Here is a 26,535-nt window from a genome sequence, read left to right on the forward strand (position 1 = left end):
GAGTAACGAATTAAAATGATGAATAATATGAGTCACGCATCAAAAATGACGGAGTGTCGGCTGTCTGTTATGAGTTCTACGCTAACGATGAGAGTTCTGTTGACGTTTAGTGCGCTGTTATCTCTGTGTACTTTTAGCTACGCTTCTTCAGCGTCTAACGTTGTTAAGCCTTCGGTTAAAACAACAATCGAGCTTCCTCTTCAAGGTGTAACGCTTGAGTATAAAGCTAATGTTCGATTGCTTCAGGTATTAGACGACGCGAATGCTAGCGGCAGTATCGGTTATTTTCCTCTTTCAGCTCAATTTTTTGATAAAACTAATACTAAAGCTAACGGACTTTACAAAGATATCGAAGCCAAAAAGCGCCATGTATTTAACCAACTTGACGCTTTCTCGGCAGAAGAGCCAGAAGCAAAATTAGTAAAGCAACAATTAGCTTCTTTCCAATATCTCAATCGAGTTTTTATTGAATTGGACCGCAATGCGGTTATCTCGCAATCAGATAAGAACCCGTTACTGGTTTCCCGTTCTAATCTAGATAAAACATCGGCAACTCAAGCTCAAAGGTTTTCTCTGTACTTACCACAACGACCAACGTCAATTCAGTTGGTGGGGGCAATGAAAGAGTCGGTCACCATGAATCTGATAGAGCATGGCACCTTGAATGACTATCTCGACGCATTGCCGAACGGTTTTATTGGTGAATCAGCAGATAAAAGCGTGGCTTATGTTGTTCAGCCAGATGGCGTGGTACAAACCATTCAATACGCTTACTGGAACGAACAGCCGGTTTACCTAGCACCAGGTGCCATCGTATTTATGGCGTTTTACTCTTTGCCATCGGAATACTCAACGTTAAACCAAGATATTGTCGATTTGCTACGTCATAAGGTTGGCCTGTAATGCTGAAACAGAAATCATTCCCTCTATCGGCAGTGTGCACATCGGTTACCTGCGCCTTGTTAATGACCAGTAGCGCTTCTGTTTTTGCAGAGACGGTTTTTGCCGAAACAGCTATTGGTTCCTCTTCGATTCGAGCAGAGAAATCATCATTCGACGATACAGAATACAGAACGTCGCAAATGAACTTTGGTGGTGTTGGCCTAATGCAAATGCCAACAGGCCGAATGGCACCAGAAGGTGAGTTCAACTTTAGCGCCTCGTTTAATAACGAATACTACTTTTATAACGTCAGCTTACAGGTGATGCCTTGGCTTGAAACCACTATTCGTTATACGCAAGTACAAGACCTGCTTTATAGCGGAGGCGCAGACCAAGACTGCTCACAAAACTCATTCAGTGGTTGTACAAAATACACAGATAAAGGCATCGACTTTAAACTGCGTTTAATCGAAGAAGGGTACTACTTACCAGAAGTGTCGGTAGGCGTGCGTGATTTTGGTGGTACAGGCTTGTTCGATGGCGAATTTGTCGCGGCAACCAAACGCTTTGGCCCTGTTGATTTTACCTTGGGCATGGCTTGGGGATACATGGGCACCAGTGGCAATTTCACTAACCCACTGTGCAAAGCCAGTGACAAGTATTGTGAACGTCCGTCTGATTATAAAGGCAATGGCGGCAGTGTTGACTTTGAACGCTGGTTTAAAGGTGATGCGGCGATTTATGGTGGTTTTGAATATCAAACCCCTTATAAGCCTTTAACCTTGAAGCTTGAATACGATGGCAATGATTACTCTCAAGATTTCCCAGTAGTACGTGGTGGTGTCGACATGACACAACATACGCCATGGAACGTGGGTGCTGTGTACCGTTTCACTGATTGGGGCTCAGCGAAAGTCAGCTATGAGCGAGGCGATACTTTAACCCTTGGTTTCGATCTCTCGACTAACTTCAATGAAATGTATTCTGTGTGGAGAGATACTGAAACAGCCGAATTGCGCCCGAGTGGTGTTGAGGCGGTGGACGATATTGATATGGGGGCCCTCGCAGAACAGCTTGAAACGGTTGCAGGCTATGAACAAGCGCAAATCTTGGTCGACGATAACAGCATTGTAGTAAAAGGTACTCAAGTTAAATACCGAGACAGAGATATTGCTCTTGAACGCGGTGCAACGGTTATCGCGAATGCAGTCCCGAGTTACATCGACACCTACAAAATCATCGAAAATGATAAATCGATGGAACTCACAGAGACGACGGTAGATGCTCAAGCGTTCAAAGCGGCCGCTAATAACAATTATCTTAATGCTCAAACCAGTGATGCAACCGATACTCACGAATTAGAGCGCAAGAAATCCGTTATCTATCATGACGGGCGTGAACGATTCGATGTGTCGATTTCACCAAATTTAGCTCAATCGTTCGGTTCGGCTGAAAACTTCTACTTATACAGTTTGGGTTTATACACCAATGCTTCGTTCTGGGCGTTAAACAATGTCGAACTGTCGGGCTCTCTTTACGTTAACTTAATCGATAACTACGACAAGTTTAATTACGAAATCCCATCAGACGGCACTGACCAAACACCAAGGGTAAGAACCTTGTTCCGCTCTTACGTTGACGATCCAGTTCGCTTAGATCGCTTACAGCTGACTTGGTTTGAAGACTACGGCAGCGGTGTCTACACCCAAGCTTACGGCGGCTACCTTGAAAGCATGTTCGCGGGTGTAGGTGGTGAAATTCTTTACCGACCATTCAACCAAAACTGGGCAATTGGCGCAGACATGACCGCAATAAGCCAGCGCGATCCTGAAAGTTGGTTCGGCACGTTTGATGAAGAGATCCAGGTAAACCCAGACGACAGCAACCGAACGTACAAAGTAATCGATAAAGGCACCACTGGCTTTATCACTGGTTACTACACTCCACAATGGGATTTCTTGAGCGATACCTTGCTTAAAGTGGGTGTCGGTAAATTCCTTGCCGGTGACATCGGTACTCGTGTTGATTTCTCTAAGCAGTTCAAGAGTGGTGTGATTGCCGGCGCGTTTGTCAGCCTAACCGACATGACAACTGAAGAGTACGGTGAAGGTAGTTATACCAAAGGCTTCTACGTGTCGATTCCGTTTGATTTAATGACGGTGAAACCAAGCTCAAGCCGTGGTGGCTTCACCTGGTTGCCGATCACGCGTGACGGCGGACAAGTGCTGAATAAGCAGTACAACTTGTTCGATCAAACCGATGCTCGCTCACCTTGGTTCCAAAGGCCAAGTAGCGTTAAGTAGATTTAGGGGCGAATACGAGCAACGAGTAATCGGGATACGAAGAGCGAGAAAAGATAGATACGGTTAACGAGTAAGCCGGATACGAAAAGCAGGGAAAGAGCAGTCTCGAATAATTCAGTAACGAATAGCTTAAGAGCTCGTGATATTAATGGGGTCTAGCTTTTGGTTCTCCCCCTTGAACGTCGTTCGTTTGTGAGCGGTGATGTTAATCAAAGGGGGAGCTAGAGGGGGATGTTTATCTATGTGTTACCAACCCCTCTCAGCCTCCCGTCACGGCTTTATTTACTCTTGGCTCTTCGTTTACTCGTACCTCGTTACTCTCATCTGCTCTTGCGCTCTTAAGCTTTTCGCATCCCGTTTACTCGCATCTCGTTACTGCTCTTACCCCCTTAAAACCATTCAACTAGGTTGATAATAACCACAATTTGTGGATAATGCTTACGGATTAAACTAACCGTATGCAAGCACACTTTTTTGCTACGCCTTAGACAAAATACGCCTATTCAAATTCCATATTGATAGGGGCAGATTAACTACGCAGTGTGATGTCGCGGAATATCAAGGGGCGGTAGCGTTCCTATCTTTGACATTAAGATGGAAGCGAGATCACGATAGTGGCCTTCCTTAACTCTATTAAATGCTGCGTAGCTGATAAAATGATTCGTTTAATCCCTTATGGGTGTCCTTTGGGGTATCACAACACATTCCGTTTCTAGAACTTGGTTAACATGAAGATTAATAAAAATCGTCTCCTTTTGGCGCTCCTTCCTGTATTACTTGCAGGGTGTACGACTCCAGGTAGTCACCTATCTACTGGTGGCAAGAATGTGATTCAGACTTCTGAAGATCAGCAAGAGTCTGATATTTCTGAAGTGGTGAACGTTTACCCACTTACCGCACAGTCAGTCTCGACTTACCAAACGGGCGAAGTGTCGGTTTCAAGAGCAAACCCTGAGTTAGACGTAGACATCGCAAAATACGAATACAAAGTCGGCGTTGGTGACATCTTAAATATTACGATTTGGGATCATCCTGAGTTGACCATTCCTGCAGGTTCTTACCGCAGTAGTACCGAGGCCGGTAACTGGGTACATGCTGATGGCACCATCTTCTATCCTTACATTGGTACGGTAGAAGTGGCAGGAAAAACCGTTCGTGAAATTCGAGCTGATATCGCGACACGTTTGGCTAAATACATCGAAAGCCCACAAGTGGATGTTAACGTAGCGGCGTTTCGTTCTAAAAAAACCTACATTACTGGCGAAGTGTCTAAACCGGGCCAGCAGCCGCTCACCAATATTCCATTAACGCTACTTGATGCCGTTAACCGTTCCGGTGGTCTTTCAGAAGATGCGGATTGGCGTAATGTGTCATTAACGCGCAACGGTGTAGAAGAGAACCTATCGCTTTATGGCTTAATGCAGCGTGGTGATTTAACACAAAACCGCTTACTGCAAGCGGGTGACATTGTTCACGTGCCGCGTAACGATAATCAAAAAGTCTTCGTAATGGGTGAAGTGAAAGAGCCTAAACTTCTTAAGATCGACCGCGTGGGCATGAGCCTAACCGAAGCGCTAAGCAATGTTGGCGGTATCAACGAACTGACTGCAGATGCGACGGGTGTGTTTGTGATTCGTACCTCTGATGATAAATCGGAGCGTATGGCAGACATCTACCAACTAGACATTGAAGACGCATCAGCCTTAGTGATTGGTACTGAATTTGATTTAAAACCTTATGATGTGGTTTACGTAACAGCAGCACCAATCAGCCGCTGGAACCGTGTGATTGGTCAGTTGCTACCGACAATCAACGGCTTCAACAACTTGACTGAAGGTGCATTGCGTATTCGTAATTGGCCGTAGGCTAAGAGATAATGGCAATCAGGTCGTATGTTAAATGCGGCCTGATTTTTATGTTTATACCCAAGTCACTTCGGGATCCTTGAATCCTGCCTATTAAAGTCGCTTGGGGATACAAGCCCAATACAATTAGAGACAGCTATGTTTAATAAAATTTTAGTCGTGTGCGTGGGCAACATTTGCCGCTCTCCAACAGGAGAGCGCGTTCTGCAACAATTACTTCCAGGCAAAGAGATAGCCTCTGCCGGAATCGCGGCCGAAAAGAGCCGTTTACTTGGTAAGCCAGCCGATGAGACCGCGATTTTAATCGCAGCAGAAAATGGCGTAGATGTCGAAAACCATCAAGCGCAGCAAGTGACGCCTCAGCTTTGTGCGCAATATGATTTGATCTTGGTGATGGAGAAGGGCCACTTAGAAGCGCTCACTCAGATCTCACCAGAAGCACGCGGTAAAACCATGCTGTTTGGCCAGTGGATTGGTCAGAAAGACATTCCTGATCCGCATCGTCAAAGCCGAGAAGCATTTGAATACGCTTATCAGTTGATAGACGACGCCGCACAAGCGTGGGCCAAAAAGCTGTAGTTTGAGGTTTCGTCTTTAATTTGCGTATACGCTATTTATCGTTGAAGCGTTGAAGCGTTGAAGCGTCGAACCGTCACAAAGGCAACAATAACAGAATCATAGACAAGAGGTGCGTCGTTCACCCTCTTGAATAGCAATAATTTAGGAAGTAGCAAACAAATGACAACACAACCCTCCCTGCAATCGCATACAGATAACTCTGATGAGATAGATTTAGGAAAACTGCTTGGTCTCTTATTAGATGCTAAATGGCTAATCATGCTCACCACATTCATCTTTGCTGTGCTGGGTATTGCGTTTGCGCTACTTTCAACACCGGTATACAAAGCCGATGCGCTGATTCAAATTGAAGAGAAGAGCTCTGGCGGCATCTCTTCTATGGTCGGAGATATGGGTGAGCTATTCTCGCAAGAGTCATCAGCAACCACCGAAGTCGAGATCATCAAATCGCGCATGATCTTAGGCGAAACGGTGGATAAATTTAACCTAACGACGGTGACTGCACCAATTTACGCACCGATCGTTGGTAAAGGCTTTGCACGCTTAACCGGTGATATCAACCATATTGCGGTAAGCCGCTTTACCTTGCCAAGCTATGCGAGCAATTACTCACACACTATCCAGATTCTTGATGCCGAACAAGGCACTTATCAACTGTTGCGTGATGATGAACGCGTTATCCTACAAGGTAAAGTGGGTGAGTTAGCAACAGCCGACGACTACAGCCTGTTTGTGGCAGGGTTTGAATCTCACAACGGTTTCGAATTCTCTATTGCTAAACAAAGCCGACTAGAAGCGATCGAATGGTTGAAAAAATCCTTGTCTCTGTCTGAGCAAGGTAAGCAAACCGGTATTCTGAAGTTGAGCTTTGAAGGCGAAAACAAACAACAGATTACTGAGATTCTTAATCACATCAGCCAGATCTACTTTTTACAAAATGTGAAGCGCAATTCAGCGGAAGCAGAAAAGAGCCTAGAATTCTTAGAAAGCCACCTTCCAGGTATTAAGTCTGAGCTGACGGGCTATGAAGACACACTAAACAATTATCGCCAGAAGAACGAATCGATCGACTTGGGCTTAGAAGCGCAATCTACCCTAAAAGTAATGGTAGAGCTTGAAGCGCAATTGAATGAGCTGACGTTTAAAGAGAGCGAGATCAGCCAGCGCTTTACCAAAGATCACCCCGCTTACAAATCACTGCTTGATAAGCGTAAAACATTGCTACGTGAGAAAGACCGCCTGAACGAACAGATTCAAAAGTTACCGAAAACACAGCGTGAAGTGCTGCGTATGACACGCGATGTAGAAGTGAACCAACAAATCTACATTCAGCTGTTAAACAAGGTGCAAGAGCTAAGCATCATTAAAGCGGGTACCGTAGGTAACGTTCGTATTCTAGACGACGCCCAAGCGTATAAGCGCGCTGTAAAACCGAAGAAGCCACTGATCGTAGTATTAGCGACTTTGCTAGGTGGTATGTTGAGTGTGGCGTTTGTATTAGTGAAAGCGGCATTTCACCGAGGTGTAGAAAGCCCAGATCAAATTGAACAGATTGGCTTACCCGTTTATGCGGCTGTACCAAAATCAGATTTGCAAATTGAGCTAACCAACCGCTTTAAATCGAAGAAAACACAGACCAAAGGCGCGCAGGCACTGCTGGCAGAATCTAACCCAGCAGACCTTTCGGTAGAAGCGCTACGTGGCCTTCGTACCAGCTTGCACTTTGCGATGCTTGAAGCCAAAAACAACGTGTTAATGATCTCTGGCCCGGCGCCAGGTATTGGTAAATCTTTCATCTCGACCAACTTTGCCGCAGTAGCGGCTAAAACAGGTCAAAAGGTATTGTTGATTGATGCCGATATGCGTAAGGGTTACCTACAGCAAAGCTTTGGTGTGAAATGGGAAAACGGCCTTTCTGATGTGTTGAGCAACAAACAAGAGTTTGCGCAATCAGTGAAAGCAACACCAGTAGAAAACCTAGACATTCTTACTCGCGGCCAAGTGCCACCAAACCCATCGGAACTGCTCATGCACCCACGCTTTGCAGAGTTGATGGAGTGGGCATCAAAAGAATATGACTTGGTGATTGTCGATACTCCGCCAGTGTTAGCTGTAACCGACCCAAGCATCGTTGGTGCGTTTGCTGGCACCACACTAATGGTGGCACGTTACGGTCAAAACACCCTTAAAGAGATCGACGTTGCTCGTAACCGCTTCGAACAATCAGGCATCGAAGTGAAAGGCGTTATCTTCAACGCCATCGAGAAGAAAGCATCAAGCTCATACGGCTACGGTTACTACAACTACGCGTATTCGAGCGACAAGAAATAAAGAGCGGTAACGGGATGCGAGTAATCGGGTAACGAAAAGCTAAAAGGCAGATACGAGTGGCGAGAATGAAAAACACCACTCGAATCCGCTCTTCATCTTTTTATCTCTTCGTTACTCGTTTACCCGCTACCCGCGTCTATTCTTTTCAGCTCTTCGCATCTCGTTTACTCGCATCCCTCATCTGATCTTAATCTCTTCGCGTCTCGCTATACGTCACCCGTACCTATTTTTATCCCCTCGTACCTGCAGTTCAAATTATTCGAAGACTTAGCTTTTGGTTCTCCCCCTTGAACACTGGACTATTGTGAGTGATGGTGTTGATAGAAGGGGGAGTCAGAGGGGGATGCTAGCGGTGTCTAACCAACCCCTCCCTGCCTCCCCTTATATTAATATTTTTTGCCAAGTAACAATCGTGATATAGGGGAGGAGCTAAAAGCAAAACTCGCATACTTTTGTCTTTGATTTTCATATTGCTTGCTCTCTGCCTCCCGCTTTTTCATCATTACGTTTTATCGATCAATGAAATCGTCATTCCAGAACTGAGGAACGAAGTATCTGGAATCTGCTTTTAATCTCTTCGTATCTCGATACCCGTCACCAGTATCTGCTCCTTCAGCTCTTCGTTTACTCGTATCCCTCATCTGCTCTTCTACTTTTTAATCACCCCTCCCGTTAAATACAATCCAATCGCAGCTAACACCGGATAACCAAACGCTTCATTGGTCATTTCTCCCAACGGTTTCCAATCGTAACCGTGCATGCAGCCTAGAATGACCATCACATGAAGTGCGACATAGGGTATGGTGAACAACAATACAATGTAGCGTTGCACCAATTTAAAAGGTTCATACGCTTTCAGTAGTGCTAGCTTGTGCTTCGCCTTTTCTTCATCAGTAAAAAACATCGCATCTCCTGTGTTGGTGATTGCATCTAAACCTTTGCTAATGGAAGACTGGCTTCCAAATATTCTCCCGAACAACGTCATACTGCTCCTTAGTTTATTGATTGGCTTTGACCGCTTATATAGCCTTTGACTGTATAACCTTCTCGCTCTTTACCTCTGCTCCTTATGTCTTCGCATCCCGCATTCGCTTTGTTAGCTCTTCAAGCTTTTCGTTTACTCGAATCTCGTTACTCGCAACTGCCCCTGATCTCTTCGCTCCTCGTTTCCCCGTCACCCGCAACTGCTCTTCAAGCTCTTCGCATCTCGTTTACTCGCATTCCGCATCTGCTCTTAATCTCATCACCGGACACGCCTTATTCACTCCCCAATCTTTATGGCCCTTTACCGCTTCATCTGAAATAGAGAACTGTTCTTGCAACGCTGCCACCAAGCCAAACAGTGCCTTACGTTGCGCAAACGTGAAATTATCGTCTGGTTGCTGCTTTGCGTTACAGCCACCGATCATACAAACCCCAATATTACTTTTGTTGTGTCCTTTCACATGTGCGCCAGTCTGCGACAGCGGCCTACCTAGCTCTACCTTGCCATCACGACGAATCACAAAGTGATACCCCACATCGCGCCAGCCTCTCTTTTTATGCCAGCGGCGAATGTCATGCACACCTATGTCTTGCTGTGGTGACGTGGCGCTGCAATGCACGGTAATAAAAGAGAAAGCCAAACCGGCGGGGAGGTGACACAAAAAGGAGTAAAGGGATAAAGGTTGGCCCGTTAATCGTGGCCATTGAGTTCGATGAGTTGCTGGTGGAGTGCGTGACAAAATGCTTCCTCATGTTGTTGTAACCATTGTTGGGATGCAGGTACCTGGCTTAGTTCCGAATTGCTACGCTTTAGCCAAGCACGTTCCACAGTTTTCGCGTAAGCGTCGTGATAGCGCACATAGCGAAGGTAAGTAATGTAATAGCCAAGGGTTTCGCGCTTGCTAGCTCGGCTTATTGCCCAACAAACATCCTCATAGCTAACAGCGTTGAAGCCACAAGGTGCAGGTGGTGCGCTATATGCCGAGTTCTGATCTGAGCAACAGCGAGAGTTAGAGTGCGGGTTAGGGAGGGAGTAAGAGCAGCACTCTGCACTGGCCATGTTGCCTCGATAGGTGGAAATAAAAAGAGAGATGATTGCCTTCATTGAACACCTTATGGTTGCTACGGGGGAGGCAATGTAATTCAAGATTTGCGATTAGGGTTGCCGTTGCTCATCATTGAAATAGGCCTAGCTAAAAAGTGAGAGGTGTTTCCCAAAATACCTGTTTTATAGGTTTGATGTTGCATATAAATTCGAGCCAATTAACTAAACATCTTTTCTTACAACTTATCTCACGGGCGTTGCGCCCCCAATCCTTAAAAAAGTGTTGTTAATGCTCTGACTATCAATGGATCTCTTGATGAATCAACCGATAACAAGGAGCGTTAATGATGTGTGTTTCTCTCATTCTTTCTTTTATGCCACTGAAAACCGGTTCGCCAATTAGCAAATTGGTACTGTTAAAATTGGCCGATAATGCCGACGCGCGCGGCGTGTGTTTCCCCTCATTAAATTACTTAGCGCAATATTGCGAAGTGTCGCTAAGAACCGTGACACGACACGTTAACGAGCTGGAAAAGCAAGGTTTTTTACAGCGGATAAAGCGCTTTGATGATTCAGGGCGCCAGCGCAGTAACTTGTACCAACTGCGTGTGCCTGAAGGTTGCCATATTGAACAGCGCAACTTAACTCATGACGCCACACAGCCCGCTGCTGTATCGGTAACGGATCCAGTAGCCAATCACAACCCTAATACGGAGCAATCCGACACCCACCAGGAGGCCAACCGATCCAACACGGAGAGTGATCCCCTGGCACACATAATCTCTCATAAAGAACATAAAACAGGGCTGAGCCTAAAAACTAACACGCTTGAAAAGAGTCCCTCAGAGAACACAGTGGTAGAACGAGGAGATACAAGCACAACGGATACGCACAGTTCGAAGAGCAAAAGCACGGACATCACACGCACTAACACCGAAATCTCGGACGCCAAAAACTCGGACACCAAGAACCCAAATGACGCAGTGATTCACCTGCTTACCCAAGAGGGAAGTGCACCGATTTATCACGAGTTCTTTACCATATTAGAGAGCACCTACCCCAGCTTAGATGTGCTGCAACAACTGCACGCCATGCAAGCCTGGTTGTACATTAACCCCGATAAACGTAAACCGTTTGAGCACATTGGTCACTTTGTGAATGGCTGGCTAAGAAGAAGTGCGAAAGCCAAAACCAAACAGGGAGCGTTCGTGCCAACAAAGCGAACCAAAGGGACAAAGCTAACCAAGCGCAAACCACTAATGCGGCAGGCGCAAGCAAACCCTACGAAAGAACAACCACGAAGTAACCACTTACCTCACCAGCATAGCCAACAAGGCACAACGCCTGTGGCCCAAGCACTGGCTGAATACCAAAGTACTAACACCCACAACCCTTTTGAAGCACGCATTAAAGCGCTCATTCAATCTAAAGCGCAGATCAAAGATGACACTGAGTGAAGCCAAGCTCGGAGCAACCAAAGCAGGGAGCAACCCAAACCACACAATGTAAGTGAGCAAGCAATGCAAACAAGGAAGAAAATAACATGGAAGATACAAGCTTAAAAAAACTGACCACTGAACAGCAAGCCACGCTGTTGGCCAAAGAGGTGGCGCGAGTAGAAGGGCGAATTGGTGAATTCTTAAATTTACTGGTGAGCCATTACCCACAAGGCTTAACCCGCACTGAAATCAAAGCAATGCTGGCGGTGAACACTAACCCCAGTTTTGTTTCATTGTACCGTAACGGCAAAATATTCATCGACATAGAAAAGCGCTACTGCGACGCAGCACAAGAAAACCGATACTACATAGGGACACAATACCTGCAAGACGTACAATGTTTTCGCTGGGTGAATGCTTTGTGAGATCTTGGTTCAAATTTTAGATTAGTCAATATGCACATACTTTGTTACAATCTCGGCCCTGCAAAAACCGTATGAAAACCGCATTATCATGAAGTACGGTGAAAATCATGATTTATTGCCTTTAGGAGCCAAACCTAAGGGCGGTAGCGTGCCTGAATGCGAATTCATTGTAAGCTCAAGCGAGCAAATAGTGTTCTGGGTACCTATTGGGGCGGTTTTAAGAAAGTAAATTAATACTCCTCGTTATAAAAGACAATCGAAAATAGATTGTCTTAAATAGAAACATGCCTCGTGTGCCTTGAATTGCAGAGGCTCAAAGCTATAGAAATCACCTCATTTAACCTCACCTGTCGGTTAGAAATTACATAAAATGACTAAGAAAAAAATCCTTACTGTTTTTGGCACGCGTCCAGAAGCCATCAAAATGGCACCTTTGGTTCATGCTTTAGCGGCCGATGAGCGCTTTGATGCTAAATGTTGTGTTACCGCCCAACATCGTGAAATGTTAGACCAAGTATTAGAGCTATTTGAAATCACACCAGACTACGATTTGAACTTAATGAAAGTAGGGCAAACACTGAACGAAGTGACCGCGCGTATTTTGTTAGAGCTTAAGCCGGTACTAGAAGAATTCAAACCAGATGTGGTTTTGGTACATGGTGATACAGCGACCACATTCGCGGCAAGCTTAGCGGCTTATTACGAGCAAATTGCAGTGGGCCACGTAGAGGCAGGCCTTCGCACGGGTAATATTTATTCACCTTGGCCAGAAGAGGGTAATCGCCGATTAACAGGTGCGTTAACTAAATATCACTTTGCGCCGACGCAAACGTCTAAAGAAAACCTGCTAAAAGAAAACTTTAACTCAAAGGATATCAGCGTTACCGGCAACACTGTGATTGATGCGCTGTTGATGGTTAAGGATAAAATTGACTCGGATAAGAATTTAGAAGCCACACTTTCTGCTCAGTTCCCGTTTTTAGACGAGCACAAAAAACTCATTTTGGTTACTGGTCATCGCCGTGAAAGTTTTGGTGGTGGGTTTGAGCGCATTTGTGAGTCGTTGGCCATCACGGCTAAAGCGCACCCAGAGACACAGATTTTATACCCAATGCACCTTAACCCAAATGTCCGCGAACCTGTAAACCGAATTCTTGCTGGCATCGAAAATATTCATTTGATTGAACCTCAGCAATACTTGCCTTTTATCTACCTTATGAACCGCGCAAACATTATTTTGACCGACTCGGGCGGCATTCAAGAAGAAGCACCTTCGCTAGGCAAACCTGTGTTAGTGATGCGTGATACCACAGAAAGGCCAGAGGCGGTTGAAGCGGGTACGGTGAAGTTAGTGGGTACTGATGTTGAAATGATCGTTGATAGTTTAAATGAATTACTAACCGATGAAAGTGCTTATCAAGCTATGAGTTTTGCACACAACCCATACGGTGACGGCAAAGCTTGCCAACGAATTTTGAACGAATTAGAAAAATAAGAAATTTAGGAAATCAATATGTCTTTTGAAACAATTTCAGTAGTCGGCCTCGGTTACATTGGCCTACCGACAGCAGCCATGTTTGCATCCCGTAAAAAGAAAGTGATTGGTGTCGATGTCAATCAACACGCGGTTGATATCATCAACCGTGGCGAAATTCATATCGTAGAGCCGGATCTTGATATGTTAGTAAGCGCGGCTGTACAGCAAGGTTATCTAAAAGCTGTGACAACTCCTGAGGTTGCGGATGCTTTTTTGATTGCAGTACCGACGCCTTTCAAAGACTGTGCTGATGGTGAAGTTCCTGAGCCGGATTTAAGGTATATCGAAGCGGCATCTAAAGCGATTGCGCCAGTACTTAAAAAAGGCGATTTGGTCATTTTAGAATCAACGTCTCCCGTTGGTGCAACTGAGCAAATGGCCGCTTGGCTAGCAGAAGCACGTCCTGATTTGTCTTTCCCACAAACTCACGGCGAAACTGCGGATGTAAATATAGCCCATTGCCCTGAGCGAGTATTGCCTGGTCATGTTGTTCGTGAACTAGTAGAAAACGACCGAGTAATTGGCGGTATGAGTAAGCGTTGTTCGGAGCGAGCGGTTGAGCTCTATAAGACGTTTGTAATGGGAGAGTGTGTGATTACCAATGCTCGCACGGCGGAAATGGCAAAGTTAACTGAAAACAGTTGCCGTGATGTACAAATTGCCTTTGCTAATGAGTTATCGATGATTTGTGATGAATTAGATATCGATGTCTGGGAGTTGATTTCACTTGCAAACCGTCACCCGCGTATAAACATTCTACAGCCAGGACCTGGTGTTGGTGGCCACTGCATTGCGGTTGACCCTTGGTTTATTGTTTCCAAAACACCAGAGTTAGCAAAATTAATTAAAACTGCGCGTGATGTTAACGATAAAAAGCCAGAATGGGTAATTGATAAAGTGAAAATTGCGCTCGCTGAATTTTTACAAGCCAACCCAAATAAAACTGCACAAGATGTCACTATTGCTTGTTATGGTCTAGCATTTAAACCGGATATTGATGATTTGCGTGAAAGCCCGGCTCTAGATATTACAAAGGCAATTGCAGATTTTCATATAGGAAAAGTGTTAGCAATCGAGCCTAATATTGACTCCATTGATCATGAAAACATTAAGTTGGTGACAATTGATGACTCATTGAGTGAAACAGATATTCATGTGATGTTGGTTGATCATAAACAATTCAAGAAAATCAAATTGATCGAATCATTTGTTATCGATACAAAAGGTATTTGGTAGTGAAAATATTAGTTACAGGTGGTGCTGGTTTTATTGGTTCAGCCGTTATTCGCCATATTATTAATAATTCTTCTGATAGTGTAGTAAACGTTGACAAACTTACTTATGCTGGAAACCTTGAATCACTACACGAAGTGGCTTCAACTGATCGTTATCAGTTTGAAAAAGTGGACATTTGCGATCATGGTGAGCTTAACCGCGTATTTGCCAAGCACCAACCAGATGCAGTCATGCATCTGGCGGCAGAATCGCATGTGGATCGCTCAATCACAGGTCCTGCAGCATTTATTGAAACGAACGTAGTTGGAACATATACGCTGTTAGAAGCGACACGTGAGTATTGGAATACACTTGAAGATCAAGCGAAAGCGGAGTTTCGCTTCCATCATATCTCTACCGACGAAGTGTATGGTGACCTTCCTCACCCAGATGAAGTCTCAGAGGGTACTGAGCTCCCAATGTTCTTGGAGACGACATCTTATGAACCATCTAGCCCTTACTCTGCTTCAAAAGCATCAAGTGACCATTTGGTGCGTGCATGGCTTCGTACTTACGGCCTGCCAACTATTGTCACTAACTGCTCAAACAACTATGGCCCATACCACTTCCCTGAAAAACTAATACCTCTGGTTATTCTTAATGCGTTAGAAGGTAAAGACCTTCCTATCTATGGCAAAGGAGACCAAATCCGCGACTGGCTATTTGTGGAAGATCACGCGCGCGCTCTTTACAAGGTAGTAACCGAAGGCAAGGTAGGTGAGACTTACAACATCGGTGGACATAACGAGAAGAAAAACATTGAAGTAGTCAACACTATTTGTGACATCTTGGATACTCTTGTTCCGAAAGACACCAAATACTCAGAACAAATCACCTATGTTCAAGACCGTCCAGGACACGACCGCCGCTACGCGATTGATTCGGGTAAAATGAAGCGTGAGTTAGGTTGGACACCTGAGGAGACGTTTGAAACCGGTCTTCGTAAGACTGTTCAATGGTATTTAGATAACTCTGCATGGTGTCAAAACGTGCAAAATGGTAGCTATCAACGTGAGCGTTTAGGTGTAGAGACAGCTCAATCAAAAGGGAGAAAATAATGAAAGGCATTATTTTAGCTGGTGGTTCAGGTACTCGTTTATACCCGATTACAATGGGCGTTTCTAAGCAGCTTTTACCTGTGTACGACAAACCAATGATCTATTATCCACTCTCAGTTCTGATGTTAGCAGGTATTAGAGAAGTTCTAATTATCACAACTCCAGAAGATCAGGCAAGTTTCCAACGATTGTTAGGTGATGGTAGCCAATTTGGAATTCGCTTAGAATTCGCGGTACAGGCTAAACCTGAAGGCTTGGCACAAGCATTTATCATTGGTGAAGAATTCATAGCTAATGAGCCAGTGTGCTTGGTTTTAGGTGATAATATTTTTTGGGGACAAGGTTTTACTCCGAAGTTACTTAAAGCTGCTAACCAAAAGGAAGGTGCTACAGTCTTTGGCTATAATGTTCATGATCCTCAACGATTTGGTGTTGTAGAGTTTGACGAAAACAAAAAAGCAATTTCTATAGAAGAAAAGCCTCTGAAGCCTAAATCAAATTTTGCTGTCACCGGGTTGTATTTTTATGATAACCGAGTTGTGGATATGGCGAAGAATGTCCAACCTTCTGAGCGTGGCGAGTTAGAAATAACCACATTAAACGAGATGTATTTAAAAGAAGGCAAGCTAAATGTAGAACTACTAGGCCGAGGCTTTGCTTGGCTTGATACAGGGACACATGAAAGCCTACATGATGCAGCTTCTTTTGTTGAAACTATTGAAAAAAGGCAAGGCTTCAAAGTTGCTTGTTTAGAAGAGATTGCATGGTTCAATGGTTGGATATGTGATGATGTGCTAAAAAAATCGGCTGATAAGCTAGCGAAAAATAGCTACGGAAAATATTTGCAACAGCTTATCAGTAAAAGTCACTAAACGTTCAAAAGTCAGGTAGTTAAAAATGAACATTATGATATTAGGTGCTGGAATATATCAATTGCCGCTGATCAAAAAAGCAAAAAAAATGGGGCACAAAGTATATGTAGTATCGCCTGATGGTAAATACCCTGGTATTGAAGAAGCCGATGTATGGGTAAATAGTGATACAAGAGAAAAAAATTATATATTACAAGTAGCAAAAAAAGCGAATATAGATGGTGTTGTCACAACAGGAACAGATGTAGCTGTTCCAACTATAGGTTTTTTAATTGATAATTTAGGCCTTTCTGGTACAGGTTATAATGCTTCTAAAATAAGTATGAACAAATTTTTGATGAAGAAGTGTTTTATTGAAAATGGCGTCAATACTGCAGATTTTATGATTGTATCATCAAAAGAAAAAATGGTTGATGCGGTAGAAGTTATTGGCCTTCCAGTAATGGTTAAGGCTATTGATTCTTCTGGTAGTCGTGGAATCACAAAAGTAGATAATATTGGTGATTTAGGTAGAGCGTACGATGACGCAATAAGTGTTTCTCAAGAAAAGGAAGTTATTGTTGAGAAATTCCTTCAAGGTAAAGAGATAGGAGCTCAAGCCATTGTAGGTAATGGCAAGTTGAAGGGCGTTTTATTGCATGATGACTTAGTCACTCCTCCACCAGTATCTGTTCCTATTGGGCACTCGATGCCCATAACTCTTGAAGAGCAGTTAATCACAGCTATTGAAACTCAGATTATGCTGGCAGTCAGCAGTATTGGAATAAAAGAAACTATTGCAAATGTTGATATCATGATCTCAGAAGGTAAGCCATATCTTCTAGAAATAGGAGCAAGAATGGGAGCTACTTGTTTACCTGAGAACGTTTCAATATATACAGGGATTGATATTTATGAGCATCTTGTACTTGAAGCATTAGGGCAGAACCCATCGTTTGTAAACCCGAAGAATGGTATCGCTAATGCTGCTGTACTCGTTAGATCTGACAAAGATGGGATTGTGAATAATATCCATATTCCTGAAAGTGTATATTCTAACCCATGGTTAGAAAACGTTTCGATAGATGTCAGTGTTGGAGATAGTGTCAAACAATTTAGAGTAGGCCCTGATAGAATTGGTCAGGTGATCGTGAGAGGGAATTCATCGGAACATGCACATGAAATCGCACAATATATTCTCAGTGAAATAGATATCGAGGTTATTTAAAGTTAGTGAACTCAAAAATTGATGGAAATGCAAAAATATTTAACAATGTAAACATTAATAATTCGCAAATAGGTGTAAGCTCAATAGGTGATAATTCTAATATTGAAAGCACTGTGATAAAAAGCCGTGTAAAAATAGATCGTAATAATTATATATACCATTCATTCATAGGTGAATACTCCTACACGGGAAGAAATACTACAATAATACATACAAAAATAGGTTCCTTTTGTAGTATTTCTTGGAATGTGACTATTGGAGGTGCAAATCATGATTATTCGCGAATAACGCAACATTCATTTTTGTATGACGACTCATCGAAGTTAAGACCTGACGATTCAAAAGTTGTATATGATAGGTTTACAAAACCTTTGAGTATTGGAAGTGATGTTTGGATTGCGGCTGGCTCAGTGGTTACTCGAGGTGTTTGTATTGGCGACGGGGCTGTGGTCGGTGCCAATTCAGTAGTAACGAAAGATGTCCCCCCATATGCAATTGTAGCGGGTAATCCAGCGAAAATTATTAAATATAGGTTTTCTACAGAAATTATTGAATTGCTCCTAACTATAAGATGGTGGGATTGGCCATTAGAAAAGATCAGAAAACATTATGAAATGATATCAAATACTCCTAGCATAAAAGAATTAGAAAAATTTTTGAGGAAAGAAAATGATTCCATTTAACGTGCCACCTGTAACAGGTGATGAATTAAGTTACGTAAGTAAGGCAATTGAAAACCGCAAGTTATGCGGTGATGGCGAGTTTGGGAAAGCCTGTGAATCATGGTTTGAATCAAAACTTGAATGCGATAACACACTCCTAACACCATCATGCACACATGCATTAGAGCTCGCAGCGTTGTTAATTGATATTAAGCCAGATGATGAAGTGATTATGCCAAGTTACACTTTTGTTAGTACGGCCAACCCTTTTGTCTTGCGAGGCGCGAAGATTGTTTTTGTTGATATTCGACCTGATACAATGAATATTGATGAGACCCTGATAGAACAAGCAATAACTAATAGAACGAAAGCAATTGTTCCTGTTCACTATGCTGGAGTAGCATGTGAAATGGATACAATTATGCGAGTAGCTGAAAAATATGGATTGTATGTGATTGAAGATGCAGCTCAAGGGGTTATGTCTTACTATAAAGAGAAGGCTTTGGGCACTATAGGTCATCTTGCTGCGTTTAGTTTCCATGAAACTAAAAATTATACTAGTGGTGGTGAAGGTGGTTTATTACTAATAAATGATCAAAGTTTGGCAGAGCGAGCGGAAATAATAAGGGAAAAAGGCACAAATAGAAGTAAATTTTTTAGAGGTATGGTTGATAAATATTCTTGGGTTGATATAGGAAGTAGCTATCTTCCAAGCGAAATCCAAGCAGCATACCTTTATGCGCAGTTAAAAAAAGCAGAAAAGATAAATGAAAAACGATTATCATTATGGAATAAGTATCACGAAAGTTTGAGTGATTTTTCTAGTCAAGGGAGTTTCTCTATCCCAAAGATCCCTGATAATTGTCAGCATAACGCGCATATGTTCTACATTAAAACTAAAAATATTCAGGAAAGAAGCCAATTAATAGAATTTCTAAAGAGTAAAGGGATAGGTTGTGCTTTTCATTATATTCCATTGCATAGTGCCGAAGCTGGTAAAGATTATTCAATATTTTCTGGAAGTGATCAATATACGACAAAAGAGAGTGAGCGATTATTAAGGCTGCCTCTTTGGTATGATTTGAAAATGGAAGATGTAAATTATATTTGCCAGGTCATTAAAAAGTTTTATCAATGAATTTAAAAAAAATTTTACTCTTCGCTATTGGTCCATTGTTAACCGCTATTTTAGGTGTAATCACATTACCATTATTATCTTGGTTTTTTAATCAAGAAGACATTGGACGATTATCAATATTTCAGGCAATTATAAGTTTAAGTGGACTTTTTTTTACATTAGGGTTAGATCAAGCATATGTAAGGGAGTACCATGAACAAGATAATAAGAATAAACTATTTAAAAGCTGTATATTAGCTCCTATTTGCATGTTGATAATATTAGCATTTTTATACTACTTTAGTAATATAAGTGCTAGTCTATTCTTATTTGATGTGGATAGTAAAGTTATCAATTTTATTCTGATTTCATCGATATTGTGTTATGTGCTGTCGCACTTTTTAACGATTAATCTCAGGATGCAAGAAAAAGCTTTAGCATATTCATTATCAAAAGCAGCAATTAAGACTATTTTTGTTTTATTCTTAGTGTTTACAGTGATTTTTTATGATGAATATACTTTTACAGTTCTACTTTACCTATATTTAATTTCCTATGTAATATCGACATTAATAATATTTATCTATAATCGTGAGTTTATAAAAAAAAGTATAGTTCAAAATGTTAATAAAAAAGAAGTTAAGCATCTGTTAAGGTTAGGCTTCCCATTAGCATTTTCAGGTGTAGCATACTGGGGCTTGACGTCTTTAGATCGATTCTTTTTAAAAGAATACTCAAACTTTAATGAATTAGCAATTTATTCTGTCGCTATCAGTTTTGCAAGTGCGGGTACTATATTACAAACCATATTCTCAACTGTTTGGGCTCCTATGGTGTATAAATGGGTATCAAAAGGTGAAGGAATTGAAAAAATAAGTATTATTGCTGATAGAGTTCTAATTTTTGTATTAATGATATTTTCATTTATTGGGATGTTCTCTTTTATTATTGATTTTTTCTTACCAACTCAGTATCAAAATGTATCGAGCCTAGTAGTGATATGCTTATCATATCCTTTATTATATACTCTTTCAGAGGTCACTAAGTTAGGAATTGGTATATCAAGAAAGTCAAATTTTTCTTTATTAGCAACCACCTTGTCTTTTATTATAAATTTAGTAGGTAATGTTTTTTTAATACCGATATTTGGAGCATTCGGAGCTGCGACATCTACAGCAATATCCTTTTGGGTTTTCTTGATTCTTAGAACCGAATTTTCTTTATATCTCTGGCCAGAATTATGTTTAAAAAAACTCAAGATATATGTTTGGTCAATTTTTCCTATCGTTATTGCAATAACTTTAAACTATTTAAATCGTGACGAAAAGTATATCGATATATTAGTTTGGTTTATGTATATGCTAACTGTGATTTTTCTTTGGTGGGATACCTTAAAAATAATACTTTTCGATTTCAAAAAGAGGGCTAATGTTGATTCTTAATGTAATGATGGTTAATAAATTCTCAATTCCATTTATTCGCTTTGTGGAAAATGAGATTGATAACCAAAAGGTTAAGTACTTTTGTTATGGTAATATTCCGCCAAAGGATATTTTAAGTCTAAGTAATTCTTTCTACTCTAAATCAATATTATTTAGGTATATTTCAATGTTATACTTTATGTGTAAGTCGGAAAGGATAGTTTTACATGGATTGATTGATTTTAAAGTTGTGTTATTACTATTTTTCAACCCCTTTTTACTTAAAAAGTGTTACTGGTTAATGATGGGAGTTGATTTATATAGTTATAAACTAGATAAATCTAAAAAACTCTATAAATTGAAAGAGTTTTTTAGAAGTAAAGTGATAAGAAATATAGGGTTTCTCGTAACATCAGTTGATGGTGATTATGAGCTAGCAAAAAAATGGTATAAGACTATTGGTAAAAGATTGGATATGTATACCTTCCCTAATAGTGTATATACGCCTCTATCTACTAAAGATACCTCTACTAAAGATACCTCTACTAAGAAGAAAAAGAAAGTACTAATAGGAAACTCAGCTGATCCTACAAACAACCATATGGAGATCTTATCTTCATTAAAAGACTTTGATATTGAAGGTATAGAGTTTTATATTCCTCTTTCTTATGGGGATAAAAGTTATGCGAAATATATAGAAAAAGAGGCTAAATTAATTCTTGGTGATAATGTTATAATTTTGACTGATTTTCTAGATATTAATGAATATAATCTTATCCTTAGCGAAATTGATATTGCTATCTTCAATCATAAAAGGCAGCAAGCTTTAAGTGTGATAAGAACATTACTTGGTAATGGAGCTAAAGTATATATGAGAAGAGATGTTACTTCTTTTGATATGTTTAGTAAACTTGGAGTTAAAGTTTTTGATTTTAGTGATTTTAACTTAAATAAAGACTTTTACGAAAGGGAAAGTAATAAAGACATTATAACTAGCTTTTACTCACCAACTAAATTGAAGTTAAATTTAGAAGAGTTATTCTCATGACTGTTTTTATCTTCTATTTATTTTCCATGATATTTTTTATTTTGGGTTTGTATAATATAATTGATAAGCGAAAGTCTTTATTATGCTTTTTAATTTTAGTTGTGTTTCTTCCTATTGGTGGTGTTTTTAATAACTATTTCTTTAAATATTATATTTATTCATTTGAGTTTTATTATATAGGGCTTTTTCTTGCATTTTCCCTTTCTATTTTAAGCAGGCGCCGCCTTCAGAAATATTATATACTTTATGCGTTCTTTATATTTTCAATAATTTATTCAGTATTGCTTAATGACTCCCCGTTAATATATAAATTTAAAGATTTAAAACCATTTTTTATTTTATTAACAGCTTCGATGTTTTATTTTTATTATAAAGATATCTTTTCATTGAGTAATTCGTTTCACTTAAGTTTAAACTTAGTAACTAATCTTTTACTTATAAAATATTGTTGTATTGTTGTGATATTGTATTTGTTTGGATCTTCTTTTTTTTCAAATGATTTATATTATCAAATTAATAACTCCATACGTTATTCTGATGTTGGAATGCTTTTTATAAAGATGTTGTTTTTTTATTTATTGTTAAATAAGAGGCTAAATGTAAAGTTTGTTATTCTTCTCACTATGACTTTGCTTATCTCTGGAAATAGAACTGTCTTAATTGCATTACTATTATCTTTAGGGGTTTATTTTTTGTTTTATGCTAAACTGCACAAGAAATTAATTTTTGTTTTAATATTGCCATTAATAATTTTTCTTGTTGTATATATTTTTGAGAGTCGAGGAACATATTTAAACTTTGAGTACTTAAATTCATTTTTTATGAACCGTTTCTCCCCTTTCTTCATTGAATTATCACGATTTAGTGATTTTTCTTATATATTTGGCTTGGGGGTTGGTCATCCATTTTACATACCATGGTTTGAGTACAGAGGATTAGAGCCATATAATCACAGCCTTGATAATCTATATTTGACTATTTTTATTAAGCAAGGTATTTGTTCTGTTTTTACACTCTTTTTTATTTCATTTACAGCTTCAATAGTATGTGATAACAAAAAGTTTTTGTTTTTGACTTTATGCTACATTTCTATTCTAGGGCTTACTAGCTCTATAATATATCAGTCAACATTTATATTTTTATTTATTTTTCTTATGACCTTAAGAAGAGATTTTAAACTATTTGGTAAGCAGTGATGAAAGTATTACATGTTCTATATAATTATTACCCGGATTTAACCGGTTCAACGATTAGATCTGAAGGAATACTAAAGGGACAGGTACATAATAGTATTGATGTTGTTGCTGTAACTTCTCCTTTTCAAGAAGGATATTCGGTATCTGACTACGAGATACTAGATGGTATTAAAGTCTACAGGGCGAAAAATTCAATTGATAATAATTTAGAAATTAGTGAAAAAGAAAAGACCCTGTTTTCTAGGTTAAAGAAAGTATTTCTAATTTTTAAATTTTATTCATATTTGAGGAATAAGGCTGAAGTTGAAGCCGTCGATGTTATTCATGCTCATAGTATGTTTTACTGTGCATTGCCGTCAATTCTAGTGGCTAGAAAGTTAAAAATAAAAAGTATTTATGAATTTAGGTCTTTATGGGAAGAAAGATTTAAATCAAAAGGTGTTACTAATTTTATTATTTCAAAGTTGATTAAAGCAATCGAGACGTTATCTTTAAAATTAGCAGATCAAGTTGTCACAATAAATCAATCTTTGCGGGATGATTTGGTTAGACGAGGTGTAAATCCGAATAAAATTTTTATTGTTCCAAATGCAGTTGAAAATGATATTTTGGAATTAGCGACAGGTGTAAGTGCCCCCAAAAAAGTTAAAAGATTTGGATACGTAGGAAATTTTAGCGAAATTGAAGGTTTGGAATTATTGATTTCAGCATTTGAAAAGGCATTTCCTATTTCAGATTTTCCTGATACAAGCTTAACATTCTTTGGGAAAGGACCAAGCTTAAATAAACTAACTGAAATTGTTTCTAACTCTTCTGACAAACGTATTATGATTAAAGGAGCTTTTTCTCGAAAAGATCTCGTTAATATATACACCTCTCTTGATTGTATTGTTATCGCACGTTTAAATTTGGATATTACTCAGAAAGTGACGCCACTTAAGCCTCTAGAAGCTATGGCATTCAAACGTTTAGTTATAGGGAGTGATGTTGGGGGAGTAAAAGAAGTTATATCCGGTACCGATAACGCTCTATTTTTTGAAGCGGAAAATGTAAGTGATTTATCAGATAAATTACTTCAAGCTTATCATGGTGATAATTCTAAGTTTATAAGTTCGGGTAATAATTTCGTATTGAAAAATAGATCCTGGAACAATATTGCTAATATCTACAAGAGTATATACTAATGCAGAAGAAATGTGCTGTACTTTTTAGTTTTGGTGAAGGTGGCCATACTGCTCAGATGAACCGATTGGCTCCAAAAATAGTTGAGTCATTAAAAGAATTTGAAATAGTATCGTTATCAGATACTGCCATAATACCAGAATGGTCAGACTTTCATTATAAAACTTCAGAAGTGAGAGGAAAACATAGTCACTTCTCGATATTTATAAATTCTGGTCCTATTTTAGTTGTTAAGTCTATCGTTAATATAAATATTAAGCACAATATTAAGTGTATGGTCACGACAGGACCCGGCATCGGAATATTCTCTGCTGTAATATGTAAACTTTTTGGAGCAAAAGTTATTCATATTGAAACTTGGTCTAGATTTAATTCTCGTTCACTCACTGGTCGGTGTATGTACTTAATTGCAGATGAGTTTTATATTCAGAATAAATCCCTTCACTCTCTTTATCCTAAAGCTATATACTCGGGTATTTTATGAAGATACTAGTAACAGTAGGTACGACTGTATTTGATAGTTTAATTGAGCATGTTGATAGCCTCGCGGGAAGTGACAAAGAGAATGAGTATACATTTCAGGTTGCTTCTAGCAGAATAAAATCTAAGAATGGTAGCTATGTTAGCTTTGTTGAAGATATAGAGAGTTATTACTTAAATGCAGATTTAATTATTACTCATGCTGGTGCAGGCACTATTTATCGTTTGCTTGAGCTAAGAAAAAAAATCATTGTCGTTCCTAACCTTGAGCGTGTAGATAAGCACCAGAGTGATATTGCGAAATATATGGAAAAACATAAGCATTTACTTGTATCTTGGGAGCTTGATAATCTTCTAAGCAAAATTAATGAAGCTAAATCATATGTTCCAGTTTATTACTCAAAAGTTCCTTTTTTTAAAGTAGATGAAATTGTCTTATCGATTAAGGATTCATTAAAATGAAATTAGCTGTTGCTGGCACTGGCTATGTTGGTTTATCAAATGCGATGCTGTTGGCCCAGCATCATGACGTTGTCGCCGTCGATATTATCGAAGAAAAAGTAAAATTACTGAATAATAAAATGTCGCCAATTGTCGACGCAGAGATCGAAGGTTTTTTGGCAAACAAGCCATTAAACTTTACCGCAACTCTTGATAAAGAAATGGCGTATGCCGATGCGGAATTCGTTATTATCGCTACCCCAACGGACTACGATGTTGAAACGAATTACTTTAATACATCTTCTGTTGAAGCCGTGATTAAAGACGTAATGGCGATCAATCCGAATGCGGTAATGGTGATCAAGTCTACTATCCCAGTGGGTTATACTGCGCGTATCAAAGAAGAACTAGGGTGTGAAAACCTAATGTTCTCGCCAGAGTTTTTGCGTGAAGGCAAAGCGCTCTACGATAACTTGCACCCATCGCGTATTGTAGTGGGTGAGCGCTCTGAACGTGCTCGAGTATTTGCTAACCTGCTGTTAGAAGGCGCGGTAAAGAAAGATGTTGAAATCTTGTATACCGACTCGACGGAGGCGGAAGCGGTAAAACTGTTTTCCAATACTTACTTGGCTCTGCGTGTCGCTTATTTTAATGAGCTAGACACTTACGCAGAATCGCACGGCCTAGATACGCGCCAGATCATTGATGGTGTGTGCTTAGACCCACGTATCGGCTCACATTACAACAACCCTTCATTTGGTTACGGTGGTTACTGTTTACCGAAAGACACCAAACAATTGCGTGCCAACTACTCAGACGTACCGAATAACATCATTGGTGCGATTGTAGATTCGAATACCACACGTAAAGATTTTATCGCCGATTCAATCATCAAGCGTAACCCAACGCGCGTGGGTATCTACCGTTTAGTAATGAAATCTGGTTCGGACAATTTCCGAGCTTCGAGCATTCAAGGCATTATGAAGCGCCTGAAAGCCAAAGGCATTGAAGTGGTGGTGTTTGAGCCAGAGCTGAAAGAAAAAGAGTTCTTCCGCTCATTGGTGCTAACGGATTTTGAGCAGTTCAAATCAAGCTGTGATGTGATCGTGTCTAACCGCATGGCGCAAGAGCTGACGGATGTACAAGACAAAGTGTACACACGCGATCTTTTCGGTTCAGATTAAGG

At 40.3% G+C, this 26,535-nt stretch carries 24 protein-coding genes; 21 read left to right on the forward strand and 3 right to left on the reverse strand.

What is annotated here, in order from left to right; translation table 11 throughout:
• Positions 1-15: 15 nt before the first annotated feature.
• The 5 genes from OCV52_RS00915 to OCV52_RS00935 all read left to right on the forward strand — a co-directional run bounded on the left by OCV52_RS00915 (position 16) and on the right by OCV52_RS00935 (position 7,960).
• Positions 16-903: a capsule biosynthesis GfcC family protein gene (locus tag OCV52_RS00915; RefSeq protein ID WP_137406314.1), complete on the forward strand. Its 888-nt coding sequence runs from the start codon at positions 16-18 to the stop codon at positions 901-903.
• On the forward strand, positions 903-3,185 hold the full coding sequence (locus OCV52_RS00920; RefSeq protein ID WP_137406313.1) for a YjbH domain-containing protein: 2,283 nt from the start codon (positions 903-905) through the stop codon (positions 3,183-3,185). The genes OCV52_RS00915 and OCV52_RS00920 overlap by 1 nt, the downstream gene beginning before the upstream one ends.
• A gap of 728 nt (positions 3,186-3,913) precedes the next feature.
• Entirely contained in the window at positions 3,914-5,050 is a 1,137-nt protein-coding gene (locus tag OCV52_RS00925; RefSeq protein ID WP_137406312.1) for a polysaccharide export protein, read from the forward strand.
• A gap of 138 nt (positions 5,051-5,188) precedes the next feature.
• Positions 5,189-5,629 carry a low molecular weight protein-tyrosine-phosphatase gene (locus OCV52_RS00930; protein WP_137406311.1) on the forward strand — a complete coding sequence of 147 codons (441 nt, stop codon included), beginning with the start codon at positions 5,189-5,191 and terminating at the stop codon, positions 5,627-5,629.
• Positions 5,630-5,788: 159 nt separating this feature from the next.
• On the forward strand, positions 5,789-7,960 hold the full coding sequence (locus OCV52_RS00935; RefSeq protein WP_137406310.1) for a polysaccharide biosynthesis tyrosine autokinase: 2,172 nt from the start codon (positions 5,789-5,791) through the stop codon (positions 7,958-7,960).
• Between the two features lie 649 nt (positions 7,961-8,609).
• Here the strand turns inward: OCV52_RS00935 and OCV52_RS00940 are convergent.
• The 3 genes from OCV52_RS00940 to OCV52_RS00950 form a co-directional block, all read right to left on the reverse strand.
• Positions 8,610-8,945 carry a hypothetical protein gene (locus OCV52_RS00940; RefSeq protein WP_004741381.1) on the reverse strand — a complete coding sequence of 112 codons (336 nt, stop codon included), beginning with the start codon at positions 8,943-8,945 and terminating at the stop codon, positions 8,610-8,612.
• A 226-nt stretch (positions 8,946-9,171) separates the two neighbouring features.
• On the reverse strand, positions 9,172-9,684 hold the full coding sequence (locus tag OCV52_RS00945) for an N-acetylmuramoyl-L-alanine amidase (RefSeq protein WP_390903396.1): 513 nt from the start codon (positions 9,682-9,684) through the stop codon (positions 9,172-9,174).
• Positions 9,636-10,049 (reverse strand): hypothetical protein, encoded by a 414-nt coding sequence (locus OCV52_RS00950; RefSeq protein WP_137406309.1) that lies wholly within the window; start codon positions 10,047-10,049, stop codon positions 9,636-9,638. The genes OCV52_RS00945 and OCV52_RS00950 overlap by 49 nt, the downstream gene beginning before the upstream one ends.
• Positions 10,050-10,336: 287 nt before the next feature.
• Here OCV52_RS00950 and OCV52_RS00955 point away from each other — a divergent pair, with 287 nt between their 5' ends.
• The 16 genes from OCV52_RS00955 to OCV52_RS01025 all read left to right on the forward strand — a co-directional run bounded on the left by OCV52_RS00955 (position 10,337) and on the right by OCV52_RS01025 (position 26,533).
• Complete coding sequence (locus OCV52_RS00955; protein WP_137406385.1) at positions 10,337-11,446, forward strand: helix-turn-helix domain-containing protein; 1,110 nt, start codon at positions 10,337-10,339, stop codon at positions 11,444-11,446.
• 86 nt (positions 11,447-11,532) lie between these two features.
• Complete coding sequence (locus tag OCV52_RS00960) at positions 11,533-11,853, forward strand: hypothetical protein (RefSeq protein WP_137406308.1); 321 nt, start codon at positions 11,533-11,535, stop codon at positions 11,851-11,853.
• A gap of 370 nt (positions 11,854-12,223) precedes the next feature.
• Entirely contained in the window at positions 12,224-13,348 is a 1,125-nt protein-coding gene (gene wecB, locus OCV52_RS00965; RefSeq protein ID WP_137406307.1) for a non-hydrolyzing UDP-N-acetylglucosamine 2-epimerase, read from the forward strand.
• 18 nt (positions 13,349-13,366) lie between these two features.
• The gene (gene wecC / locus OCV52_RS00970) at positions 13,367-14,626 is read left to right on the forward strand and encodes a UDP-N-acetyl-D-mannosamine dehydrogenase (protein WP_137406306.1); all 1,260 of its coding nucleotides are present in this window, start codon (positions 13,367-13,369) and stop codon (positions 14,624-14,626) included.
• On the forward strand, positions 14,626-15,723 hold the full coding sequence (gene rfbB / locus OCV52_RS00975; RefSeq protein ID WP_137406305.1) for a dTDP-glucose 4,6-dehydratase: 1,098 nt from the start codon (positions 14,626-14,628) through the stop codon (positions 15,721-15,723). Before wecC ends, rfbB begins: the two co-directional genes overlap by 1 nt.
• Positions 15,723-16,595 (forward strand): glucose-1-phosphate thymidylyltransferase RfbA, encoded by an 873-nt coding sequence (gene rfbA, locus OCV52_RS00980; RefSeq protein WP_137406304.1) that lies wholly within the window; start codon positions 15,723-15,725, stop codon positions 16,593-16,595. The genes rfbB and rfbA overlap by 1 nt, the downstream gene beginning before the upstream one ends.
• Positions 16,596-16,620: 25 nt before the next feature.
• Positions 16,621-17,802: an ATP-grasp domain-containing protein gene (locus OCV52_RS00985; RefSeq protein ID WP_137406303.1), complete on the forward strand. Its 1,182-nt coding sequence runs from the start codon at positions 16,621-16,623 to the stop codon at positions 17,800-17,802.
• A gap of 5 nt (positions 17,803-17,807) precedes the next feature.
• Positions 17,808-18,485 (forward strand): CatB-related O-acetyltransferase, encoded by a 678-nt coding sequence (locus tag OCV52_RS00990; protein WP_137406302.1) that lies wholly within the window; start codon positions 17,808-17,810, stop codon positions 18,483-18,485.
• A complete protein-coding gene (gene rffA, locus OCV52_RS00995) occupies positions 18,472-19,602 on the forward strand; it encodes a dTDP-4-amino-4,6-dideoxygalactose transaminase (protein WP_137406301.1) in 1,131 nt (376 codons plus the stop codon). Before OCV52_RS00990 ends, rffA begins: the two co-directional genes overlap by 14 nt.
• On the forward strand, positions 19,599-21,023 hold the full coding sequence (locus OCV52_RS01000) for an oligosaccharide flippase family protein (RefSeq protein ID WP_137406300.1): 1,425 nt from the start codon (positions 19,599-19,601) through the stop codon (positions 21,021-21,023). The genes rffA and OCV52_RS01000 overlap by 4 nt, the downstream gene beginning before the upstream one ends.
• Positions 21,010-22,050, forward strand: coding sequence for a TDP-N-acetylfucosamine:lipid II N-acetylfucosaminyltransferase (locus OCV52_RS01005; RefSeq protein WP_137406299.1), 1,041 nt, complete (start codon positions 21,010-21,012; stop codon positions 22,048-22,050). The genes OCV52_RS01000 and OCV52_RS01005 overlap by 14 nt, the downstream gene beginning before the upstream one ends.
• A 353-nt stretch (positions 22,051-22,403) precedes the next feature.
• Positions 22,404-23,246: a DUF6369 family protein gene (locus tag OCV52_RS25620; protein ID WP_390903398.1), complete on the forward strand. Its 843-nt coding sequence runs from the start codon at positions 22,404-22,406 to the stop codon at positions 23,244-23,246.
• Positions 23,246-24,430 carry a glycosyltransferase family 4 protein gene (locus OCV52_RS01010; RefSeq protein WP_137406298.1) on the forward strand — a complete coding sequence of 395 codons (1,185 nt, stop codon included), beginning with the start codon at positions 23,246-23,248 and terminating at the stop codon, positions 24,428-24,430. Before OCV52_RS25620 ends, OCV52_RS01010 begins: the two co-directional genes overlap by 1 nt.
• Positions 24,430-24,912: a PssD/Cps14F family polysaccharide biosynthesis glycosyltransferase gene (gene pssD / locus OCV52_RS01015; protein ID WP_137406297.1), complete on the forward strand. Its 483-nt coding sequence runs from the start codon at positions 24,430-24,432 to the stop codon at positions 24,910-24,912. The genes OCV52_RS01010 and pssD overlap by 1 nt, the downstream gene beginning before the upstream one ends.
• The gene (pssE, locus tag OCV52_RS01020; protein WP_137406296.1) at positions 24,909-25,370 is read left to right on the forward strand and encodes a PssE/Cps14G family polysaccharide biosynthesis glycosyltransferase; all 462 of its coding nucleotides are present in this window, start codon (positions 24,909-24,911) and stop codon (positions 25,368-25,370) included. The genes pssD and pssE overlap by 4 nt, the downstream gene beginning before the upstream one ends.
• Positions 25,367-26,533: a nucleotide sugar dehydrogenase gene (locus OCV52_RS01025; protein WP_137406295.1), complete on the forward strand. Its 1,167-nt coding sequence runs from the start codon at positions 25,367-25,369 to the stop codon at positions 26,531-26,533. The genes pssE and OCV52_RS01025 overlap by 4 nt, the downstream gene beginning before the upstream one ends.
• The last annotated feature ends 2 nt before the right edge of the window (positions 26,534-26,535 follow it).

Origin of the sequence: Vibrio chagasii (genome assembly GCF_024347355.1) — a bacterium.
GTDB classification, from domain to species: Bacteria; Pseudomonadota; Gammaproteobacteria; order Enterobacterales; family Vibrionaceae; genus Vibrio; species Vibrio chagasii.